Below are 21,117 nucleotides of genomic sequence, written 5' to 3'. Positions count from 1 at the left end.
GTTCGTTATGAACCTGTACGCGACTGCCCGGCCCGGGCTGCACCCCGTGAGGTGCGACCCGGGCCGGGCAGTCGACGGTCAGGCGCCGGCGGAGGCCAGGCGGGCGTGGCGGCGGGCGGTCGCCTCGGCCGGGTCCAGGACCGGGACGGCGGCCAACAGGCCCTTGGTGTAGGCGTGCTGGGGGGAGTCGTACACCGTGTCGGCGTCGCCCTGTTCCACGATCCGCCCGGCCCGCATCACCGCGACCCGGTCGCTCACCTGCCGGACCACGGCGAGGTCGTGGGCGATGAAGACCAGCGCGAGGCCGAGGTCGCGCTGCAACTCGCCCAGCAGCTCGACCACCTGGGCCTGGGTGGTGACGTCCAGCGCGGAGACCGGTTCGTCGCAGACGATCAGCCGCGGTCGGGGCGCCAGCGCGCGGGCGATGCCGACCCGCTGCCGCTGCCCGCCGGAGAACTCGTGCGGGTAGCGGTGGTACCAGTCGGCGTCGAGCCCCACGCGTTCGAGGAGTTCGCCGACCCGGCTGCGGATGCGGCGCTCGTCGCTCTCCCCGGCGATGCGCAGCGGGTCGGCGATGGACTCGCCGATGCTGCGGCGCGGGTTGAGCGAGGACACCGGGTCCTGGAAGACCATCTGCAACTCCCGCCGGATCGGGCGCAGTTCCTTCTCCCCGAGCGCTCCGATGTCCCGGCCGCGGTAGTGCAGCCGGCCGCCGGTCGGCTCCAGCAGCCGGACGAGCATCCGCCCGAGCGTGGTCTTCCCGGAACCGGACTCGCCGACCACGCCCAGCGTCTCGCCGGCCCGTACGGTGAGCGAGACGCCGTCCACGGCGGTCACCGGGCCGGTGCGCCGGGTGAGGCCGCCGCGGGTGGCGAACTCCCGGCGCAGGTCGACGGCTTCGAGCAGGACCTCGTCCCCGGCGGGCCCAGCCGGCTTTGCCGCCTCGGCCGGACCGGCGGGCGCGTCGACCCGGGGCACCGCCGACAGCAGCGCGCGGGTGTACGGCTCGCGCGGAGCGCCCAGCACCTCGGCGACCGGCCCGTGCTCCACGGCCCGGCCGTCCTTCATCACCAGCACCCGGTCGACGCTCCCGGCGACCACGCCCAGGTCGTGGGTGACCAGGACCAGCCCGGCGCCGGTCTCGGCCCGCAACTCGTGCAGCAGGTCGAGGATCTGGGCCTGGACGGTGACGTCCAGCGCGGTCGTCGGCTCGTCGGCGACCAGCAGCCGCGGCTCGCAGGCCAGGGCCATCGCGATCAGCACCCGCTGGCGCATGCCGCCGCTGAACTCGTGCGGACGCGACCGCGAGCGCCGCGCGGCGTCGGCGATGCCCACCCGGTCGAGCACCTCGACGGCCCGGGCCCGGGCGGCCCGGCGGGAGACGTCCCGGTGCACCCGTACGACCTCGGCGATCTGGTCGCCCACCGCGTAGTACGGGTCGAGGGCGGAGAGCGGGTCCTGGAACACCATGGCGGCCAACCCGCCGCGCAGGCGCCGGAGTTCGTCGCCCTCGGCGGTGACGGCGTCGACCCCGGCGACCCGCACCGAGCCGCCGATCCGGGCGCCGGTGCCGCGGTGCAGGCCGAGCAGCCCGTAGGCGACGGTGCTCTTGCCGGAGCCGGACTCGCCGACGATGCCGAGCGCCTGCCCGGCCTCCAGGGTGAAGCCCACGCCGTCGACGGCGCGGACGTGGCCGTCGCCGACCGGGAAGTCGACGACCAGGTCCCGGACGTCGACCAGGGCCTCGCCCCGGGCTTCGACGGCCAGGGGTTCGGGTCCCCGGGGGCCGGGGCTCAGGGGCTCCGGGCTCAGGGTTCCGGCGCTCACGTCAGGACCACCCTTCGGTCGGTCACCGCGTAGAGCACGTCCGCGATGACGTTGGCGAGGACCACGAAGAACCCGGTGACGAGGGTGAGGCCGACGACGGTCGGCAGGTCGATCAGGCCGACCGAGGTGACCAGCAGCTTGCCGAGCCCCGGGAGGCCGAAGAGCGACTCGGTCAGCACGGCGGACCCGAACATCGTCCCGAGGTCGATGGCGGTCAGCGCGATCACCGGGGTGAGCGCGCCGCGCAGCGCGTGCCTGGTCACCAGGTGCCGCTCGCTGACGCCGTACGCCCGGAAGGTCCGGATGTGGTCGTCGGCGAGGGTCTCCAGCATGGAGGAGCGGGTCAGCCGGGCGTACTTCGCGGACTCGATGAGCGCGAGCGAGACCCAGGGCAGCAGCAGTCCCCAGAACCACTGCTGCGGGTCCTCGGTGAGGGGCACGTAGCTCGGGAACGGCAGCCACTGGAGCTGGGCGCACAGGACGATGAGCAGCACCAGGCCGATGACGAACACCGGGATGGAGCTGCCGGCCAGCGTCAGCGCGGTCAGCAGCCGCTCGCTGAGCCGGCCCCGGCGCAGCGCGGAGACCAGCCCGGTGCCGACCCCGAGGACCAGCCAGAGCACCATCGCGCCGAGCGCCAGCGAGGCCGTCACCGGGAGCCGGGCGGTGATCATGTCGGTGACCTGCTCGCCGCTGCGGTAGGAGATGCCCAGGCAGGGCGCCTGGCAGTGCAGCAGGCCCGTCCCGGCGCTGAAGTCGCGGCCGGCGACGACGCCCTGGAGGAAGTGGGCGTACTGGAGGTAGACGGGCGCGTCGAGGCCGAGCCGTTCGCGCACCTGGGCGACCTGGGCGGGGCTGCACTTCTCGCCGCAGGCCAGCTGGGCCGGGTCGCCGGGGGCGATGTAGAAGACCGCGTAGACGACCAGGGAGAGGACGAGCAGGACGCCGAGCATGCCGACGGCCTTGCGGAGCAGGAAGCGGGTCATGCGGTGGCCTCCTCGGAGGGGCCCCGGCCCGCGCTCGACGGACCGGCGTTCGACGGACCGGCACCCGAGGGGCCGGCCTTCGACGGAACGGCACCCGAGGGGCCGGCCTTCGACGGACCGGAGCCGCCGCGCGCCGTACCGACCCGCAGCCGGGAGGCCGCACGGGGGTCGAGCTCGGTGCGGACGGCGTCGCCGAGCACGGTGAAGGCGAGCACGGTGGTGAACAGCAGCGCGGAGGGGAGCAGCACGTACATCGGGTCCGCGCGGAACCAGGTGGTCGCCCCGGAGAGCATCTGGCCCCACGAGGAGGTCGGCGGCTTGACGCCCACGCCGAGGAAGGAGAGCCCGGCCTCGGCGACCACGTTGGACGGCAGCAGCACCGCCGCGTAGGTGATGACCGGCGCGGCCAGGGACGGCAGCAGCTCCCGGCGGGCGATCCGCCACCGGGTGGCGCCGGCGAGCCGGGCCGCGGCCACGTAGTCGAGCTGCCGGAGGCTGAGCGTCTGCGCCCGGACCACCCGTGCGGTGCCGGCCCAGCCCAGCAGCCCGATGACCAGGGTCAGCAGCAGCGGGCGGGGGAAGCCGGGGGGCACGACCGCCATCAGCGAGATGGCGAAGACCAGCGTGGGCAGCGCGAGCATCACCTCGGTGGTGTTGCCGATCAGCTGGTCGAGCCACCGGTTGCCGAGGCCCGCGGCGAGGCCGAGCAGGACGCCGATCGCGACCTGGACGAGGGTGGCGCCGACGGCGACGAGCAGCGAGATCCGGGCGCCGTGCACCAGTCGGGCGAACACGTCCCGTCCGGTGCCGGGTTCGACGCCGAGCCAGTGCTCGGCGCTGACGCCGCCGAAGGAGCCGGTGGGCACCCCGCCGGCCGCCGAGTCGAGCAGGTCGTTGTGGTAGCCGGTGGGGTCCTGGCCCTCGATCGCGCTGAGCAGCGGTGCCGCCGCGGCGATCAGGACGAGCAGGACGATGACGAGGCCGGCGGTGAGGGCGGCGCGCCGCGCGAGCAGCCGCCGCCACACCTGTGGTCCCCCGGCGGCCGGGGAGGCCGCGGGGGCCTCCCCGGCTCGGGGTTGCTGTGGAGCCATGGTTGTCCGATCGATCCGTCCGGTCCCGTCCGCTACTTGACCGCGACCTGGGAGATGTCGAGGACGCCGGTCCAGTCGCTGATGACGATGTTGCGGACGTCCTTGCCGGACAGCCGCTTGTAGACGGGGTGGAACAGCGGGACGGTGAGGGCCTGGTCGCCGATCCGCTTGTCCAGGGCGCCCCAGCGCTTGGCGGCCTCGGCGTGGTCGGTGATCTTGTTGATCTGGTCGATCTCGTCGTTCACCGAAGGGTCGTCCAGCTGCGCGGAGTTGAAGTTGTAGCCGTCGGTGACGATCTGCCGGCCGTCGAAGATCGGGGCCAGGAACGGGCCGCCGGACGGCCAGTCGGCGCCCCAGCCGGAGAGGAAGAGGCCGGGCTCGGTGCCGACGGTGTGGATCGTCTTGGAGTACCGGGTGGAGTCCAGGGCCTCCAGCTGGACGGTGATCCCGGCGGCCTTCAGACCGTCCTGGACGGCGGCGGCCAGGTCCGGGCCGTAGCCCTTGCCGGTGGCGCTGGAGTGGGTGAGCGTGATGGTCAGGCCGTCCGGGTAACCGGCCTCCTTCAGCAGCTCCCTGGCCTTCGCCGGGTTGCCCGTGGCACCGGCCGGGAACGGGTCGTACGGCGTGTACCCGAAGGTCTCCTGGGCGGGCAGGTAGGTGGTGGCGGCCTCGGCGAGCGAGGAGCCGCCGGCCGCGTTGACGACCGAGGTGCGGTTGATCGCGTAGGCGACGGCCTGCCGGACCTTGGGGTCGTCGAAGGGCTTGACCTTCGGGTTGAACGCCAGGTAGTTGACGTAGCCGAAGTGGCCGGTGCCGACGCGCGCGGCGAGCGACTTGTCGTCCTTCACCTGGGCGAGCTCGGAGGGGCCGAGGTTGGTGTCGGTGGTGACGGCGGCCGCGTCGGCGCCGGTGCCGGCGGAGAGCCGCTGGTTGATCACCGCCGGGTCGAGCCCGGACTGCACGTCGATGGTGTCCGGGTACGCCTTGCGCTGGTCGTCCGTCGCCGCCGACCAGTTGGGGTTGCGCTTGAGGACGAGGTGGGCGCCGTCGTTCTCGTTCTTGACGACCTGGTAGGGGCCGGAGGAGACGGGGTGCTCCTGGTACTTCGTCCCGGTGTCCTTGGCCTTCGGGACGGGGGCGAACTGCGTCTGGGTGGCGAGGTACGGGAAGTCGCCCTCGGGCTTGTTGAGGCGGAAGACGATGGTCTTCTCGTCCGGCGTCTCGATGGCGTCCAGACCGCGCGTGTCCTTGTACGGGCCCTGGTAGTCCGCGGCGCCGACCAGCCAGTCCCTCAGGAACGGTGCACCGCCCGAGAGTTCGGGGGCGAATGACCTTTCGATGCCGTACTTGATATCGGCCGTGGTGATCGGCGAACCGTCCTCGAACGTCAGGCCGTCCTTGAGGTGGTACGTCCACACCGTCGCGCCCTCCGACGGGGTGCCGGTGTCTGTGGCGAGGTCCGGGACGACCTTGGTGCCGGCCGCGCCGTCGGCCCGGTTGCGGGTGGTGAGGGTGCGGAAGACCAGGGAGGGGACGTTGCCGCCGCCGGAGGTGTAGAGCCGCGCGGGGTCGAACTGGTCCTGCGGGTTCTGGTTGAGGACGGTGAGGGTGCCGCCCTGCTGCGGCGCGGCGTCCTTGCCGGAGCCTCCACCGCCGTCGGCCTTCGGTCCGCACGCCGCCAGCCCGACGACCAGTGCGACGGTGACGGTCGCCGTGGCGAGGCGGCGAGGGGTGAAGGTGGTGGTTCGAGACATCGGAAAGGGGGCCTTTCGCTACCGATGGTGTACGGAGGAAGGCGGGCGACAGTGAGGCCTGGGGAAGTGAGCGGCACCGCGCCCGCAGCAGGGGGCGACGCCCCGACGCGGCGATCACCGCTAAACGCGTCGGGACAGGGCGGATTCAGCGACAGAGATTGTCGGAAACGCAGTGCGCGGCCACGCCGATCAGCGCCAGCTCGATGGCGGCGCACGTGATCGGGTGACGGTCAGACATGACGAGAAGAATGTATGACGATAAGGAGGATGTCAAAAAGCCCGACCATCATTCGGACAACACGTGAACACCGCGAACACCGGGGGCACCGGGAACACCACGAACACCGCGAACACCGGGAATGTCCGCGACGTATCGGTGGGATGGCCGATGTGCGCGGGTGGGGGGCGTGGCCGGTTCCCATTTCGCCGTCGACGCCCCCACCCGGGCCCGCGGCCCTCGGCTCGAGGACGCCGACGGCCCTGCCGCGCCCGCCGTCGCGCCCCGGCCGATCAGATCTCGGAGCGGGCGGTGGCCGTCAGCGGGGCGAAGGTCTGGCGGAGGTCGACGACGGTGGTCGGGCCCTTCACCCAGGCGAGCGGGGCGTGGTGCACCCGCACCCCGGCCGGCTCCTGGAGCAGCGCCTCCCCGGCCGCGTTCCGCGGCCACTCCACCGACCCGGTGGCGGTCCGGGCGGGGACCAGCCAGTAGTCCCCCCGGGTGTAGGCGCCGCCCGGCCGGAAGTACACCTGGACGCCGTCCTCCAGGTCGAGCCAGGCGCCCTCCGCGAGCTGGAGGGCGCCGCCGGCCAGGGGCAGGGCGTCCCGGCCGCGGGCCTCCCGGTGGTCCCAGCGGCGCAGGAAGGGGTGGAGCTCGGACAGCCGCCCGACCCCCGGGACCGGCTCGGCGGACAGCCGCACCCGGCGGCCCGGCAGGTCGATCTCCTCCACCTGGAGCAGGTTCGCCGCCTCGTCCCGGCTGACGTACGCGCTGTCCGCGACCTCGACCCGGTCGCCCATCGAGAGGCCGAGCTTGTCGTCGTCGCCCAGCGTGTCCAGGGCGACCCAGACGCCCTCGACCGAGGCGATCGGGAGGACGACCGAGCCGTTCTCCCGGGACCACTTGAAGGTGGCGCCGCCCTCCGCCGAACCGCCGTGGTGGACCTCCACCCGGTACAGCTGGTTCTCCGGGCCCCGGTAGCCGGCCTCGGGGTGCGCCAGGCACGGGTCCTCGCCGGCCCGCTCCGGCCGCCGGGCCCGCGCGGCCAGCCAGGAGGAGGGCCGCTCGCGGGGCGCGGCCCAGGCGTCGAAGGCCTCCAGCACCCGGGACGGACCGCCGTCCGGCACGTTCAACTCCGAGGCGGGAAGGGCCAGTACCTGCCAGACGACCTTGGCCCGGGCCGCCGTGTCGGGCATCGCCGCGCCGAGCGCGACCTCGCGGATCTCCGGGTCCTCCACGGCGGTGACACTGCGCTCCCAGACCTTCAGGTAGACCAGGAACGGGAACGCGTCGGGCAGCCGGTCGCCGGGGCGCTCCTGGTCCCGGTAGGCGTCCGGCTGGTCCCAGTACGTCCAGCCGGCGGGCTCCTCCCGGGCCTCGGCGCCCCAGACGCCGTCGTCGGGCACGGCGGTGCCGGGCCCGGGCCGGTCGGCCTCGCACAGGACGCCGTCCACGTAGTACCGGCCGCCGCCGATGGCGAGGTCGTCCAGGTCGTGGTTGCCCGGCAGGTAGCCGATCGCGAACCCGGCCGCGCCGGCGGGCCCGCCGCGCCGGCCGATCAGGTCGGTGGCGAGCGTGCGCAGCTGGTAGCGCTCGATCGCGGCCTGCTCGTTGGCGTCGGCGTCGAGCTGGACCCGGCCCTGCTGGGTCAGCACCGCGGAGTAGTGCCTGCCGGGCCGGAAGGTCAGGCGCGAGAAGTCTGCGTGCACGGGGTCCCTCTCACAGTCAACGGTCTTCAGTCGGTTGGGAGTTGGTCAGGGGTCGGTCAGGTGGCGAAGAAGAGGCCGGCGTCGGTGCCGGCCGGGGTGTACTCGGCCAGCCGCGCCCGCAGGTTGTCCTCGCGCTGGGGCTGGAACAGGTCGTGGAAGGCGCCCAGTTCGGAGCGGTCCTCGGCGCCGCGGGTGATCTCCGGCGCGCAACCGGCGGCCGGCCGGCCGTAGCCGGGCGTGCCGTACCGGAGGCTGGTGAAGAGCGGGCGCACCCGCTGCGCCTCGGTCTCGCGCAGCCGCTCGGCCCGCGCCGGGTCCAGCTCGCCGCGCTCGACCAGCTCGGTCACCGCCGAGCGCACCCGGTCGGGCTGGCACTCGTACCGGCGGGGGGTGCGCGAGCCCGGGGGCACGTAGCAGAACCGCAGGCAGCCGAGCGAGCGGCGGGCCACCCGCATCCGGCCGGTGAAGACGCTGTCCTCGGCGATCCGCACCGCGTGGGTGTGCACCTCGCCGACCACCGTGGAGCGGTGCGCGTGCAGCACCGCGTAGGCGTGCTCGCAGTCGGGCCCGGAGAGCGCCGGGCGGTCCGGCCCGGTGGCGTCCAGGATGCTGTCGGCCAGGTGGATCTCCAGCGGGTCGTCGTCCACCTCGTCGCCGACGACCTGGATCGTGCCCAGGATGCTGCGCTCGATCCGGACACAGGCCGTGGTGTGGTCCAGCACCAGGCTGGGCTCCTGCGGCGCGTGCGGTTCGCAGTGCGGCTCCAGGGACCAGCCCGGCACCAGGGTGCAGTGCCGCAGGGTGACGGAGGCGAGCGGCCCGGTGACGTTGACCCCGCGACCGGTGACCAGCAGGCCGTCCAGGACGAGCCGCCCGCCCGCGCAGGTGCCCCGGACGTTGAGCGCGTCCGGCCGGTTGCTGTACCAGTCGAGCAGCCGGATCACCGGCCGGGTGCCCTCGGCGGCGCGCAGTTCGAGCCGGTCGTCGGCCTCCAGGTCGAAGTCCAACTGCTCCTGGTAGGCACCGCTGTGGGTGATCTCGATGACGGCGGAGCCGCCCGCGGTGCCGTCCCGCTGGTCGGCGCGCCACTGCTCGTACGCGTCGTTGATCCGCTCGAACGGCCGGCCGGGGCCGACCTGGTAGAGCGTCCGGTGCCGGGCCTCCGGGCGGTCGCGCGGGTACTCGCCGCCGCCGGTGTCGTCGCCGAACGCGTAGTGGTAGTCGACCCAGACGCCGCGGCGCGGGGCGGAGCGGGCGCCGAAGGCGATCCGGCCGAGCAGCGGGTCGACGGCGACCTGGCCGCGCTTGGGCCGGTACGTCCAGTCGGTCAGGTCGGCCACCACGATCTCGGCGGGCGGGACGGGCTCCTGGGAGCCGTCGCGCCAGATGGCGAAGCTCTTGCCGGGCCCGTAGTAGTCGGCCGTGCGCTCGGCCAGCTGTCGGCGCCGGATCGGGGCCGGCACGGTGTCGGCCGTCGCGGGGTGCGCGCCGGCCGGCCCCGGCTCGGGCCGGGTGACCAGCGGGGCGTCGTTGCCGAGGACGGAGAAGGTGAAGAGGTTCCTGGCCCGGTCGACGCAGTAGGCCGGCGCCCGGGTCACCGGGTACGGCTTCAGCCGCCACACGGACAGGGCGACACCGGCCGGGGTGTAGCCGCCCTGGCGGCGCGGGGAGGCGGCCCGGCGGACGTCGACGGTGTGCGCCTGGCCGTCGAAGGGCCCGCCGAGCAGGTCCAGCGCCGCGCCGCGCCGGACGTCGACCAGCCGGCCCCGGCCCAGCCGCTGCCGGTCGGCCGGCTCCTCGTCCGGGCGCAGCAGCCGCACCGGCTGGGTGCCGGCGAGCAGCCGGGAGAGCTCCACGGCGCGGGCCGGCCAGTCGGCGACCGAGGCGGACAGCTCCTCCAGCAGGGCGAGGGTGCCCTTGCGGCGGCGGTTGGCGACCGTGTTCGCGACGTCCTGGCGGGGCGCCAGCCGGGCGGCGAGCCGGTCGCGGGCCGCGATCCGCTCGGCGGAGGCCTCGCCGTGCAGGCCGGTGGCGAGCACCTCCTCGTAGCCGGGCAGGATCCGGTAGCCGACCAGGTCGCCGAGGTAGGCGACGGCCCAGTCGGCGGCGGTCTCCACGAACCAGTCCTGGTAGCCCTGGTCGACGCCGCCGCGGACGACGTCGACCTGTTCGGCGATGACGGCCAGCAGGGCGCGCAGCGGCTCGCCCGCGTCGGCGTCCCGCAGCCGGTGCCACTGGGGCAGCAGTTCCAGCAGCTCGTCCGGGTCCCTGGTCATGCCCACCTCCGATGGATGCGCTGGTTCATCCGCGGATCTCCTTGAGGATCAACGTGTCGGGCAGGTCCGGTGCCAGTACGGCGAGTTGGGCCGGTCGGATGCCGCGGAACACCGTCACCACGCGGCCGGCCGGCAGCGGGCGGGTGTCGGTGACGGCCGGGTTGAGGCGCAGCAGTTCCGCGAGCGGGACGCCGTTGCGGGCGGCGATGTCGGTGAGCGTCTCACCGGCGGCGTCCCGCACCCGGTAGCGCTGCTCCTCGTAGCGGGCGAGCCGGGCCGGGACCGTCGGCTGCGGCCGCGCGAGCCGGGCGGCGAGGTTCTCCAGGCCGTCCGGGGTGAGGCTGCCGGGCACGCCGGTGAAGGCGTCGACGTCCACCCGGTCCACGCCGGGGACGGCCTGGGCGGCGGCGAGCACCTCGGACAGGTGGGCGGGCTGGCCGAGTTGGCGTCCGGCGTAGCCGAGCCGGTCGAGCAGGGCGCGGCGCACGGCCGGTTCGACGAGGTCCCAGGAGTGGTCCGGGGCGACCTTGACGCCCGCGGCGACGACCAGCAGGACGAGCTCGCGCACGGCGACCCGGACGGGCAGCCGCGGGTCGCCGTAGGCGGTGAGCGAGGACCGCAGGGTGCGGAGCAGGTCGGAGTCGGCGGCGAGCGGGATGTCGTCCACCCCGGCGACCGTGACGTGGACGAGCTCGCGCCGGCCGTCCGAGAGCCGGGTGGCGCTGGCGCGCCCGATGCCGGCCCGGGCGCGGGTGAAGTCCTCGTAGTCGGGCACCGAGACCAGCCGGTCCAGGGCGGTGACGGCGAGCGGGATGGTGCGCCTGGCCAGGCCCGGTCCGTCCGGTCCGGCGCCGCCGGTGGCGGGCAGCGGGTTGACGACGGCGGAGACGCCGAGCGGGCGGGTGGTGAGCTGGGTGATCCGGCCGGCGCCGACGTTGCCGCTCTCGCCGATGCCGATCCGGTAGCGGGCGCGGACGTTCTCCCGGCCGGTGGCCAGGCGCGAGCCGTGCACGCCGTCGCCGAAGGTGACGGTGGTGCGGCCGTCGGCGGCGGTCGCGGTGACGTAGACCCGTTCGTCCGGGCCGCGTCCGGTGAGGCTGTCGACCTCGTGCCAGAGCACCCCGTCGACCCGGACCTCCAGGGTGCTGCGCGCGCCCCCGGGGGTGTCGGCGGCCAGCCAGGTGAGCGGCGACTGCCAGAGGGTGAAGCGCTGGCCGGGGACGCCCGCGTCGCCGCTGCCGATCGCCTCGTCGCGGGTGGCGCCCTGGGTGGCGCGGACGACATTGCCGAGGACCTGGACGGTGTCGCGCCGGTAGCGGAAGGCGAGCGGGGCGCTGAGCGTGACGGTGGTGCGGACGGTGTCCCCGGGCAGGAGCGGGTCGACGCCCTGCTCGACGCCGGCGATCATGGCCAGCTCGGTGCCGCGGACGCCGGTGGTGTGCGGGAGGTCGGTCCGCTCGCCGCCGACCGCGATCCACCGGCCGGGGGTCAACCCGTCGTAGAGCCGGGCGAGTTCGATCCGGTCGCCGCGGACGTCCTCGGTGACGGGCTCGTCGGCGAGCCGCAGCGCCTCGCCGCGGGCGTAGACGGTGGCGTCCCGCAGGTGCGAGAGCTGGGTGTCCTGGTCGTCCAACCAGGGCTGCTGGAGGGAGAGTTCGGTCACCTTCCCGGTGATGCCGAAGTCGGCGCGGGAGACCACGCGCACGTCGGTGACCCGGGTGATGACCTCGGCGAGGTCGCGGCTGCCCGGGATGCCGCCGTCGAGGCCCTTGCGGGGCCGCTGGATCACCACCCAACTGCCGGGCGCGATCTGGTCGTACACGGCGTCGAGGGTGAGCACCGTGCCGGATACCGGCTGCAGCTTGGTGGTGAGGGCCACCTCGACGGCCGGCGCCGACTGGTCGGTGCCGGCGTAGCGGTGCACCCGGACGTTCAGCTCGCCGGACTCGCCGGTCCGTTCCTGGCCCGGGTCGAGCTGGTAGTCGAGCGCGGGGCCGGGCCCGCCCTCGACCTTCACGTGGACGCGGCCGTCGGCCTGGGGGCGGGACACGAAGACCGTGCGCTCCGGCAGTTCGGCCAGCAGCTGGGCGCTGACGCCGGGCTCCGGGGCGGGCGCGGGTACGGCGGTCCGCAGGGCGGACGGCGGCGGTACGGGCGGTGCCGTCGGCTCGGTGGTGACGATCTTGACCTGGCCGGGCCCGAACGGGAAGGTGTGGTCCCACGGCAGCGAGAAGCCGCTGTGCACCAGGCTGCCCGCCTCGACGTACGTGAAGTCGGCGGTCTTCGGGACGGCGCCGGCGTCGTCGAAGGCGATCCGGACGCTGACCAGCGTGCTGCCGGAGAGCGGCCAGTCCACGTAGCGGTCGATCCGGCCGTCGGTGCCGTAGACGGGCTTGAGCGGCGCGGTGGCGCCGAACGGGGTGGCGACCACCCGCATCGCCTGGATCTCGTGCACGGCCAGCGGCGCCGTCAGGTCGACCTGCCGCCAGGCGGGGTAGAGGCCGTCGCGCAGCCGGGGGTCGAGCGCGGACAGCAGCTGCGCGCCGAGGTCCGAGCCGGGCGCGAACAGGCGCTGCGGGTCGCGGGCGAGGTCCCGCGCGCTGAGCGGGGGCCGGGTGGGGGCGGTGCGCAGCGCGGCCAGCAGCGAGCCGAGTCCGCGGACGGCCGGGTCGGCGGTGCCGGGGCCGGGGGGCCCGGGCTTGTCGGGGGCCTGCGGCGGCTCCAGCTGGTGGGCGCGGTCCCGCAGGCCGGTGAGCTCATCGCCGAGGTGCCCGAACCAGTCGGCCACCGGCTGCTGGGCGTGGGCCAGTTCGGCGGCCTCGGCGGCCCGGTCGACCACCGGGGCGAGCCGGTCGGCGAACTCGGCCGGGGTGCCCAGCGGGCCGGACGGCCGGTCGAGGTCGGCGCGCAGCGGGGCGAGCACCTGCTCGTCGAAGTCCCGGATGATCCGGCTGTGCCCGGGCCTCGGGTTCGGGGCGGACTCGGAGACGGTGATCCAGTCGGCGAGTTCGGCGCGCAGGTCCTTGAGGGTGCGCAGGTCCCGGGGCAGCCCGATCACCGTGACGTCGTTGTCGCGGTCGAGCCGCACCTCGGGCACCAGCCGCAGCATCCGGTGGACCGGGTCGGCGGCCTTGTCGGCGCTGAAGACGAACAGCAGCCGGTCGCCGGGCCGCAGGTTGTTCGCGGTGCCGGCGGCGAACAGCTCGGCGCGTCCGCCGGGGTTCAGCTGGCCGGGCGTCAGCTGGTACGGGCGGCGGCGCAGCACGGCCAGTTCGTTCCAGGCCGAGCGGGCGGCGAGGTCCTCGGCGGTCTCGAAGGACTGCGGGTCCTCGCCGGGGCCGGGGACGCTCTGGCTGCGGGCGCCGCGCGGGATCACCACGGTCGGGTCCTCGGCCGCCCGCGGGTCGTGGTCGAGGGAGTAGGCGAGGTAGGTGTCGGCGGCCACGCCGGGCCGGGGCCGGTGCCCGACCAGCCGGCCGAGCAGGGCGAGCGAGTCCTCCTCGGTGGCGGTGCGCAGGTAGCCCTCGTTGGCGATCCGCTCCGAGTAGAAGGTGAGCAGGTCGGCGAGCACGGCCCAGGCGTCCAGCAGCGCGATCGCCGGGTCGTCCGGGGTGCGGACGGTCAGGTCGCGCAGCGCCGGGTAGGCGGGGCCGGACAGCCGGGCGAGCAGGCTGTCGAGGAACTCCCCGTAGCGGCCGACCCGGTAGCCGATGGCGTCCAGTCCGGGCGGGTTGAACACCGGGACCGGGGTCGCGGTGGCGGTGCCCGCGCAGCCGCAGGTGCACTGGCCGCTCATCGGCCACCTCCGAGGACGATCGAGAGCCGGCCGTTCTCCGGCCGGTCGGGGTCGTTGTCGCACGCGGCGATCTCCAGCGCGCCGAGCCGCAGCAGCCCGTCGTCCAGCTCGCCGTCGTCCCGTCCGAACTGCCGCCGCAGCCTGGTCACTTCAGCACTGACGACGCCCGGCACGGCGGCCGCCGCGGCCACCAGCCTGGAGACCCGCACCGGTTCGCCGAAGCCCAGCGCGTCCGGGTGGAAGAAGCCGAGCCGGCCGTCCGGCAGGGCGCGGTTGCCCAGCACCCGGCGCAACTCGGCCAGGACGTGGCCGCGTTGGTAGCCGGCGGCGGCGCAGACCCGCAGTTCGAGGTCGATCGGCACCAGCAGGGCGGGCCGGACGACCAGGTCGTGGCCGATCCGGCGGTACGCCTCCAGACCGTGCCCGACCGCCTCCAGCAGGGCCGGGCCGGCCACCGCCTGCCCGAACGGCTCGACGGCGACGTGCACCTCCTGCACACTGCCCGTCCAGCGGAGCGCGGCCGCGGCCCGCCGGACGCCCGGCAGGGCGGCGGCCAGCTCCGCGTAGTCGGCGGCCGTGACGGCGCGCAGCCTGGTGCGGCCCAGGGCCAGCGGGGCGAGCCGGCGGACCTGGTCGAGCGGTTCGGGCTCGACCCCGCCGGTCGCGGGCAGCGGGTTGCGGACCAGCCGCACCGCGTCCTGCGGCCGGGCGGCGGCGCCGCGCCGGTTCGCCTGGGGCGGCCGGTCCCGGCAGACCACCAGGTGGTTGACGGCCTCCGCGCCCACGTTCCCGGCCGTGCCGTTGCCGATCCGGTAGGCGACCTCCAGCGTGCCGCCGGGTGCGGGCGGCAGGCCGTGGCGGCCGTCGCCGAAGCGCAGCGCGAGGCGCCCGTCGTCCTCCAGCTCGCCCACGAAGTGCCGGTCCCGGCGGCCGTCGGCGAGCAGGTCCCGGCGGGGCGTCCACTCCTGGCCCGCCGAGGCGGCCCGGACCTCGGGCAGGGCGGCGCGCGGGTCCTGGACGGCGATCCCGGCCGCGGGGCCGGCCAGCGCGGGGGAGTCGGGGTCGAGCCCGGCGGCGTACCGGGCGCCCCAACTCTGGGCCACCTCCCAGACGATGGGCCGCCCGAGCACCCCGCCGGAGCGGGCGCGCGCGGTGAGCACCTCCAGGCGGCGCAGCTTGGCGGCGAGCAGGCGGGTGCGGCGGGCCAGCAGCTCGCGCAGCCCGGCGGCGGGCCGCTCCGCGAGCCGCAGCTCCTGCACCACCCGGGCGCCGAACAGCACGGTCAGTTCGGCGAGTTCGGCCCGGGAGAGGTGGTGGCCGTCGCACGCCCGGTGCCACAGCCCCTCCAGTCGCAGCCGGACCCGCTCCGGAACGCCGGCGAGCAGGGCGGCCTGCCCGGCGCAGACGTGCGCCCGGTCCGGGTAGGCGGCCGCCTGGGTGACCGGCGCGTAGCGCAGCAGCGGGCGGAAGGGCTGCGGCAGCACCGGGTAGCGGCTCTGGTCGAGCAGGGTCTCCAGCGCCGCCGCCTGGGCGTCGGCCGTGGGCGGCTCCACCACCGCGCCCTCGCCGTCCTCGCCCTCCGCGGTCGCGCCGGGCGCGAGCAGCACACTCAGCCCGGCCCGCCGCACCGCCGCCTCGCCGAGCAGCGCGTCCAGGGCGCGGACCTGCTCCGGGCCGAGCTGGCGGCCGTCGCGGGCCTGGTCGAGCAGTTCCCGGATCGCCTCCGCCGCCGGGCTGCCCTCGGCGCGGTCCTCGCAGCCGCACCCGCCCGGCCCGCAGGGCGCCGTACGGACCGGCTCCGGCGGCACCGGGAAGGCCTCCGGGGTGCCGCCGCAGAAGGTGAGCGAGCGGCCGTGGTCGACCAGGGCGACGTTGCCGCGGGCGACGCTCACGTCGGCGATCGGGCCGCACTCGCTGCCGCCGTGGGAGGACAGGCAGACCGGGAAGGCGAGCGCGTCCTCCGGCGCCCAGGTGACCTCCAGCACGGGCTGGTCGTACAGCTCGTCGACCAGCGGGGTGACGGAGGTGAGCCGGACGCCCTGGCGGTGCGCGGGGTCGGCGTCGGCGGGCGCGCCGGTGCGCGGGCCGAGGACCTCCTCGATGACCAGCAGGTCGCCGGGGCGCAGCGCCAGGTGGCGGGTGCGGGGCTCGGGCTTGTCGGTGCCGGGCCGGTCGCCGGGCGGGGCGGTGTCCTCGCGCGGGGCCGCCCCGGGCCGGTCCTCGCGCGGGCACGGGTCGGTGTCGGGCCGGTCGTCGCGGAGGGTGGCGGAGGTCGCGCCCCGGGGCAGGACGCAGTCCTGGTCGCCCCAGGTCCAGAACCGGATGGTGTTGTGCGCGGGGTGCAGCACCAGGTCCGCCCCGCCGAGCGGCTCGAACACCTCCACGGCGGCGGTGCGGGCGAGCACGTCCAGGTCCTCGTCCGGGATCACCGTGGACAGCTCCGGACGCTCCTGCGGGCCCAGCCGGCCGACGTCGACGGCGGCGAAGCGGAAGGTGCCGGACCGCAGGGTGACGGAGCGGTCCACCGCCAGCGCGACGAACGCCCGGGCGTTGCAGCCGTCGTGCACCGCGTAGTCGACCAGCCGGACGTGCCGGCGCACCGACACCCGGCGGCGGGCCGTGTCGAGGTACGCCTCGGTGGCCACCGCGTCCTGCTGGTAGGAGAGCTGGTCGGCGGTGTAGGCGAGCAGCTCGACCAGGGTGACACCGAGGTCGGGCAGGTGCCGCTCGGTCCAGCCGGGGACGGTCAGGCTCATCCGGTCCAGCACGAGCCGACGCAGGCTCTCGTAGTCGCGCGCGGTGTAGTCGATCACCGGGGCCGGCCGGACGGCGGGCGGGCAGCCCTCGTCGGTGCGGCAGTCGTACGGGGACGGGCAGTCGGCGCCGAAGGAGAAACCGGTGTGCGCGTACCGCGGGTCGAAGCCCGGGAACGGGCGGGTGCCCGGCCGGCCGTACGCGTCCGCCAGGACCACGCTCAGCCGGTAGCGGGAGGTGTCGCCCGCCCGGTCGAGGGTGACGAGCATCCGGTCGTCCAGCTCCGGGTCGTCCGCGCGCTCGATGTCGACCGCGACGGCGCGCAGACCGGTGATCCGGCGGCCGCCGTCGACCCGGATGTTCTCCGGGCCCAGCTCGTCCGGCGCCCGGCCGAGGAAGGTCACCGTCAGCGTGCGCCCGTCGTCGCTCGGCTCGGCGCCGTCCAGCCCCAGCAGCCGCGCCGCGCGCACGTCGGCCCGGCGAAGTTCCGTGCCGCACTGTGAGGTCGGGAATTCCGCCTGGCCGGTCATGCCGCCACCCCGCCCTCGAACACGTCCTGCCGCCGGGTGCCCGTCCGGCGGACGACGTACGCCAGCTCGACCCGCACCACGTTGTCCTCGCTCTCCACGTTGAGCGCGACGACCTCGATCACATCGCCGAGCCACCGCTGCAGAGCCGCCTGGACGGACAGTTGCAAAGTGGCCGCCAGCTCCGGGCTGTTCGGCGCGAAGACCAGGTCGAGCAGCCCGCAGCCGAAGTCCGGGTGCATGACCCGCTCACCCGGGCTGGTGAACAGCAACTGCTCGATCAGGTCGCGCACATGGTCGTCGTACGCCGCCCCGGCGGTGCGCCCGCGGCTGTCGATCCGGAACGGGAAGGCGAGGTCCGTCCGGGCGGGCCCTGGCGGTGGTGCCATCAACTCGGCGCCGCTGACGGGCTGTTGGGTGGATCGCGTGGTGCTCATACCCCCTCCGCCCGCTGTTGGACGACGGTGACGACCGGCGGCCCCTGCGGGATCTGCTCGGCGCTCTGGCACAGCCCGGTGGCGGACTGCGGCAGCGCGGGCGAGCCGTTCACCCGGATCCGGGCGGACGGCAGCACCCAGCGGATCGTGACGCAGGGCTGCGGCTTCCCCGCCACGGTGAACGGGCAGCCGGTCACGGTGTACAGGTCGGCCGTGCTGGTGACGGCCTGCCCGGCGACCAGCACCCGGCCCTGGGCGGGCACCGCCGTCGCCTGGGCGCCGTGCGGGCAGATCACCGTCGCATTGACGTGCAGCAGTTTTCCGGACAAGACAATCTCCCCCCGTCAGGTCACGCTCAGGGCGTCCTGGTTGATGGTCACGGTGGCGCCGACCAGCGCGATCGAGGCGCCCTGGCCGTTGCTGATCCGGATGCCCGAGTCGTTGATCACGATCGAGGCCCCGCTCGGGATGCGCAGCGTGATCCCCGTGGTCGGGTCGTCGGACAGCACGATCACCCGCCGCCCCGAGGTCTCCAGCACCATGTTCGGCACGCCCGGCGGCCCGGTCGTCGCCTCCACCGGGACCTCGGAGGCGGAGCCGTACCAGCAGCCCGTCCAGATCGGGTAGCTCTGGTCGCCCTGCTCGAACTCAAGCCACACGCCCGCCCCGACCGGCGGCACGGCGTAGTGCCCCATGCCCGGGCCGGCCACCGGGAAGCACGGCATCGCCCAGGTCGACACGGCGTCGCCCAGGACGTCGGGCACCTGGGCCTGGATGCGGCCGATCCCGAGCGGGTCGGTGTTGGTCACCACCGTTCCCCGGTACTTGCCGAGGTAGCGGGTCGGTTCGGCCATGCTGGCAACTCCTGCTGGTCGGGGCGGCCTTGCGGGACTTCGACGCTCTGCGGTGCTGCGGTGCTGCGGTGCTGCGGTGCTTTGGCGGTTCGGTGGTTCGGTGGTGCGGGACTTCGGTGTTACGGGACGACGGTCGGCTGGAGGGCGATCAGGCCCTCGCGGGCCAGCGTGAAGTTCTGGGTGTACGAGCCGCGCTTGAGGTTGTGGGTGACGCTCTTGACGAAGTACAGGCCGTCGTAGGTGATCCCGGCCCCTCGGACGCCGACCAGTTCGCGCGGCCGCAGCACGTGCCCGTACCGGACGACGTCGAGCTGGCCCGAGCCGGAGACGGCGTCCGCCGACTGCATCGCCTTCGCGATCGTCTCGGCGACGGCCTGCGAGGTGTCCTTCTTGGCGGTGTCGGCGATGACCTTCTTCTTCAGCGCCGGCGCGGGCCTGAGCGCGAGCGGCGGCCGCAGGATGCTGACCTCCGGCACCGGCAGGATCGTCGACACCTTGGTCGCCGGCAGCTGGATGCGCGCCTCCGGCTCCTCGCGGGCGGTGCCGTCGAAGGCGAAGGTGAGCTGGTCGACGTTGGACAGCGCGTCCATGTTCACGTTCAGCGCGTGCTGCGGGACGCCCAGCCGGACCTCCGGCCCCCAGTAGGCGCGGCTCATCCCCGGGACCGGCCCGGGGTCCAGGTAGAACACGTAACCGTTCGCCTTCGCCAGCTCGTTGACGTAGCCGAGGTCGGTGCCCTTCTGGAAGTCGATCCGCCGGGTCGGCATCGGCGTCTGCGGCACCAGCTCCGGGACGACCAGCGGCACCATGCCGTACTGCCCGTACTTGCCGATGATCGCGGCGACCCGGGCCGCCGGGGACATCGCGGGGAAGGGCACGCCGGCCTGCTCCTCCAGGTCCATCAGCACCGTCAGGTCCTCACCGGTGACGGTGAGCGTGGACTGGCCGGGCTGGTTGCTGATCCCGACCTCCTGGCGGATGATCACCCCGTCCATCAGCACGGCCGGCGTCCCCGTGACCACCGCCATCAGCACGACCCTGATCTTCGGGTCGAAGAAACCGCCCGGCAGCAGCGCGGTGTTGATCAGCCCGTTCTTCGACAGGTCGAAGGCCAACTGGAACCCGCTGCGCTGCCCCGACGCCACCGTCACCTGCGCCGACAGCAGCGCGTCGGTCACCGGCTGCGGCACCGGCACCGGAATCTGCGGCCCCATCAACAGGCTCAGGTGGATCGACCCGATCGCCCCGCCCCCCGTGACCGCCGAGGCGTCAACCATTCCCCACCCCCGGCCCCGCCCCCGCCCCCGGCACCGCGCCGGGCAGCGCGATCGTGATCCGCCGCCCCGGCGTCACGGTCAACTCCCGTGGATCGACCACCGGGTTGGCGTCGGCGATCCGCCACCACTGGTCGGCGCTGCCGAGGTAGCGGTAGGCGAGCAGATCGGGACGGTCGCCTGCGCTGACGGTGTGCTCGGCGAGCGGGGTCAGCCCCTCCGCGCTCGGCAGCAACCGCCGCCGCAGGTACGGGACCTGGCGCCCGTCCGGCTCCGTGTGCAACGCGACCGGGACACCGTGGTACCGGCTGGTCAACGGGTACGGCGAGGGCGCCGGCAGCGCGCTCAGCGGGTCGACGGTCACTGGAACCCCCCTCCCACCCCGAGCGCGCCCAACCGGCCGTCGGTCGCGGCACCGCCCAGCCGCTCCTTCTGCGCCAGGTGCGCGAGATACAGCTCCGCCCCGCGGTGCCCGGTCGGCAGATCACTGACGGTCAGGACACGCAGCCCGATCGCGACGGCCGCCCTGATCGGGTTCAGATCGATGTCGAACGCCTCCTCCGTGATGGTCAGTTCGGTCAGCCGCACCGGCAGGATCCGCTTCCCACCCCAGGTGAAGAGGGTCAGCGGCGCCTCGATCGGCGTGACCTCCAAGGTCCCGAGCGAGGCCAGCACCTGGTTCGCCCGCACCTGGTCACTGGCCGGCTGCACCAGCAGTTCGAGCGTCGCCAACTGCGGATGAATCCCGTTCGGCGCCGGAAGGTCCAGCTGGTCGGTCGCGTCCAACTCCGCCGTGAACTTCCAGGTCTCGACAGCCGGCCCCTTCAACCGCAACGCCTCCGTCCGGTCCCCACTCCCGTCCGCTCCTGCCACCTGCGGCGCCAACGAGCGCTCCAGACTGTCCGGATTGAACTGCAGCACCACGACCCGCTGCGGAGTGCCGCGCAGCGGATCGACGACTACCAGCCCGGCCCTGATCGGCTTCGGCGCGTCCGTGTACCCGGTCATTGACCACCTCCCTCCCGCCGCATGAGATCGGCTACGGAAGCCGCCTGGTCGCGCAGTGACTCCTCGGGATCAGATGTGCCCATCTCGGCGATGAGTGGCAGGAGTTCGGGCCAGAACGCGTAAACGGCCGCCCACAGGCCGCCCTCGCGGATCTCGCCGGTGCGATCGCACATCGCGTCCGTGATACGCCGGAAGAACGGCTCGTCCAAGGTGAGCGGGGCTCCGACCCCGGCCCGTACCAGGGAGGCACGGCGATCCTCGATCGAGTCGGCCTCGTCCACGGCGCGCAGGAGGTCGTCGGCGGAGACCGGCTGGAGGAACCGCGCCAGCAGGTCCGTCGCACCGTCGACATCACTCCGGTCCTCACCGGTGACCATGACGAATCGCACCCCGTACGGATGCTCCTCCGCGTAGTGGATGTGGAACGGACCCAGCTCCCAGGCCACTTCCCGGGTCAAGCCGAAGTGGAGAGTCGCGTTGACCTCCTTGACCTTCGTCGCCTGTGAACCCTCGACGAAGTCCGTCACCTCAGCCTCTCCGATGCCCTCGGGCAGCACCAGACGTCGTCCCCTGTGCGGTCCCCAGCTCATTCTTCGACACCGTCCTT

General features: G+C 74.4%; 16 protein-coding genes. All 16 read right to left on the bottom strand.

Features of this window, described 5'->3' with window-relative positions:
* Positions 1–78 precede the first annotated feature (78 nt).
* The 16 genes from AMK13_RS37495 to AMK13_RS37425 all read right to left on the bottom strand — a co-directional run bounded on the left by AMK13_RS37495 (position 79) and on the right by AMK13_RS37425 (position 21,067).
* The gene (locus AMK13_RS37495; RefSeq protein WP_074006072.1) at positions 79–1,767 is read right to left on the bottom strand and encodes an ABC transporter ATP-binding protein; all 1,689 of its coding nucleotides are present in this window, start codon (positions 1,765–1,767) and stop codon (positions 79–81) included.
* A gap of 56 nt (positions 1,768–1,823) precedes the next feature.
* Positions 1,824–2,813 carry an ABC transporter permease gene (locus tag AMK13_RS37490; protein ID WP_049651523.1) on the bottom strand — a complete coding sequence of 330 codons (990 nt, stop codon included), beginning with the start codon at positions 2,811–2,813 and terminating at the stop codon, positions 1,824–1,826.
* Complete coding sequence (locus tag AMK13_RS37485) at positions 2,810–3,904, bottom strand: ABC transporter permease (protein ID WP_079272873.1); 1,095 nt, start codon at positions 3,902–3,904, stop codon at positions 2,810–2,812. Before AMK13_RS37485 ends, AMK13_RS37490 begins: the two co-directional genes overlap by 4 nt.
* A gap of 32 nt (positions 3,905–3,936) precedes the next feature.
* Positions 3,937–5,658: an ABC transporter substrate-binding protein gene (locus AMK13_RS37480; RefSeq protein ID WP_074006034.1), complete on the bottom strand. Its 1,722-nt coding sequence runs from the start codon at positions 5,656–5,658 to the stop codon at positions 3,937–3,939.
* 145 nt (positions 5,659–5,803) lie between these two features.
* Positions 5,804–5,896 (bottom strand): Ms4533A family Cys-rich leader peptide, encoded by a 93-nt coding sequence (locus AMK13_RS46360; RefSeq protein WP_310593099.1) that lies wholly within the window; start codon positions 5,894–5,896, stop codon positions 5,804–5,806.
* A gap of 272 nt (positions 5,897–6,168) precedes the next feature.
* Positions 6,169–7,584, bottom strand: coding sequence for a DUF6519 domain-containing protein (locus tag AMK13_RS37475; protein WP_074006033.1), 1,416 nt, complete (start codon positions 7,582–7,584; stop codon positions 6,169–6,171).
* 56 nt (positions 7,585–7,640) lie between these two features.
* On the bottom strand, positions 7,641–9,860 hold the full coding sequence (locus tag AMK13_RS37470) for a hypothetical protein (protein ID WP_074006071.1): 2,220 nt from the start codon (positions 9,858–9,860) through the stop codon (positions 7,641–7,643).
* A gap of 25 nt (positions 9,861–9,885) precedes the next feature.
* Complete coding sequence (locus tag AMK13_RS37465; protein WP_074006032.1) at positions 9,886–13,656, bottom strand: putative baseplate assembly protein; 3,771 nt, start codon at positions 13,654–13,656, stop codon at positions 9,886–9,888.
* The gene (locus AMK13_RS37460; protein ID WP_074006031.1) at positions 13,653–16,940 is read right to left on the bottom strand and encodes a putative baseplate assembly protein; all 3,288 of its coding nucleotides are present in this window, start codon (positions 16,938–16,940) and stop codon (positions 13,653–13,655) included. Before AMK13_RS37460 ends, AMK13_RS37465 begins: the two co-directional genes overlap by 4 nt.
* Positions 16,937–17,326 carry a GPW/gp25 family protein gene (locus AMK13_RS37455; protein ID WP_074006070.1) on the bottom strand — a complete coding sequence of 130 codons (390 nt, stop codon included), beginning with the start codon at positions 17,324–17,326 and terminating at the stop codon, positions 16,937–16,939. Before AMK13_RS37455 ends, AMK13_RS37460 begins: the two co-directional genes overlap by 4 nt.
* Positions 17,327–17,370: 44 nt before the next feature.
* Entirely contained in the window at positions 17,371–17,703 is a 333-nt protein-coding gene (locus AMK13_RS37450) for a hypothetical protein (protein ID WP_074006030.1), read from the bottom strand.
* Positions 17,704–17,718: 15 nt separating this feature from the next.
* On the bottom strand, positions 17,719–18,228 hold the full coding sequence (locus AMK13_RS37445) for a phage baseplate assembly protein V (RefSeq protein ID WP_049657827.1): 510 nt from the start codon (positions 18,226–18,228) through the stop codon (positions 17,719–17,721).
* Positions 18,229–18,347: 119 nt separating this feature from the next.
* A complete protein-coding gene (locus AMK13_RS37440; RefSeq protein ID WP_074006029.1) occupies positions 18,348–19,505 on the bottom strand; it encodes a hypothetical protein in 1,158 nt (385 codons plus the stop codon).
* Entirely contained in the window at positions 19,498–19,866 is a 369-nt protein-coding gene (locus AMK13_RS37435) for a hypothetical protein (protein ID WP_074006028.1), read from the bottom strand. Before AMK13_RS37435 ends, AMK13_RS37440 begins: the two co-directional genes overlap by 8 nt.
* Positions 19,863–20,510, bottom strand: a complete 648-nt coding sequence (locus AMK13_RS37430) for a CIS tube protein (protein WP_074006027.1) — start codon at positions 20,508–20,510, stop codon at positions 19,863–19,865. Before AMK13_RS37430 ends, AMK13_RS37435 begins: the two co-directional genes overlap by 4 nt.
* Positions 20,507–21,067, bottom strand: a complete 561-nt coding sequence (locus tag AMK13_RS37425; RefSeq protein WP_074006026.1) for a hypothetical protein — start codon at positions 21,065–21,067, stop codon at positions 20,507–20,509. Before AMK13_RS37425 ends, AMK13_RS37430 begins: the two co-directional genes overlap by 4 nt.
* Between the last annotated feature and the right edge of the window lie 50 nt (positions 21,068–21,117).

Source organism: Streptomyces sp. CB02056, from assembly GCF_001905545.1.
GTDB lineage: Bacteria > Actinomycetota > Actinomycetes > Streptomycetales > Streptomycetaceae > Kitasatospora.
This window is presented reverse-complemented; position numbering and strand designations above follow the sequence as displayed.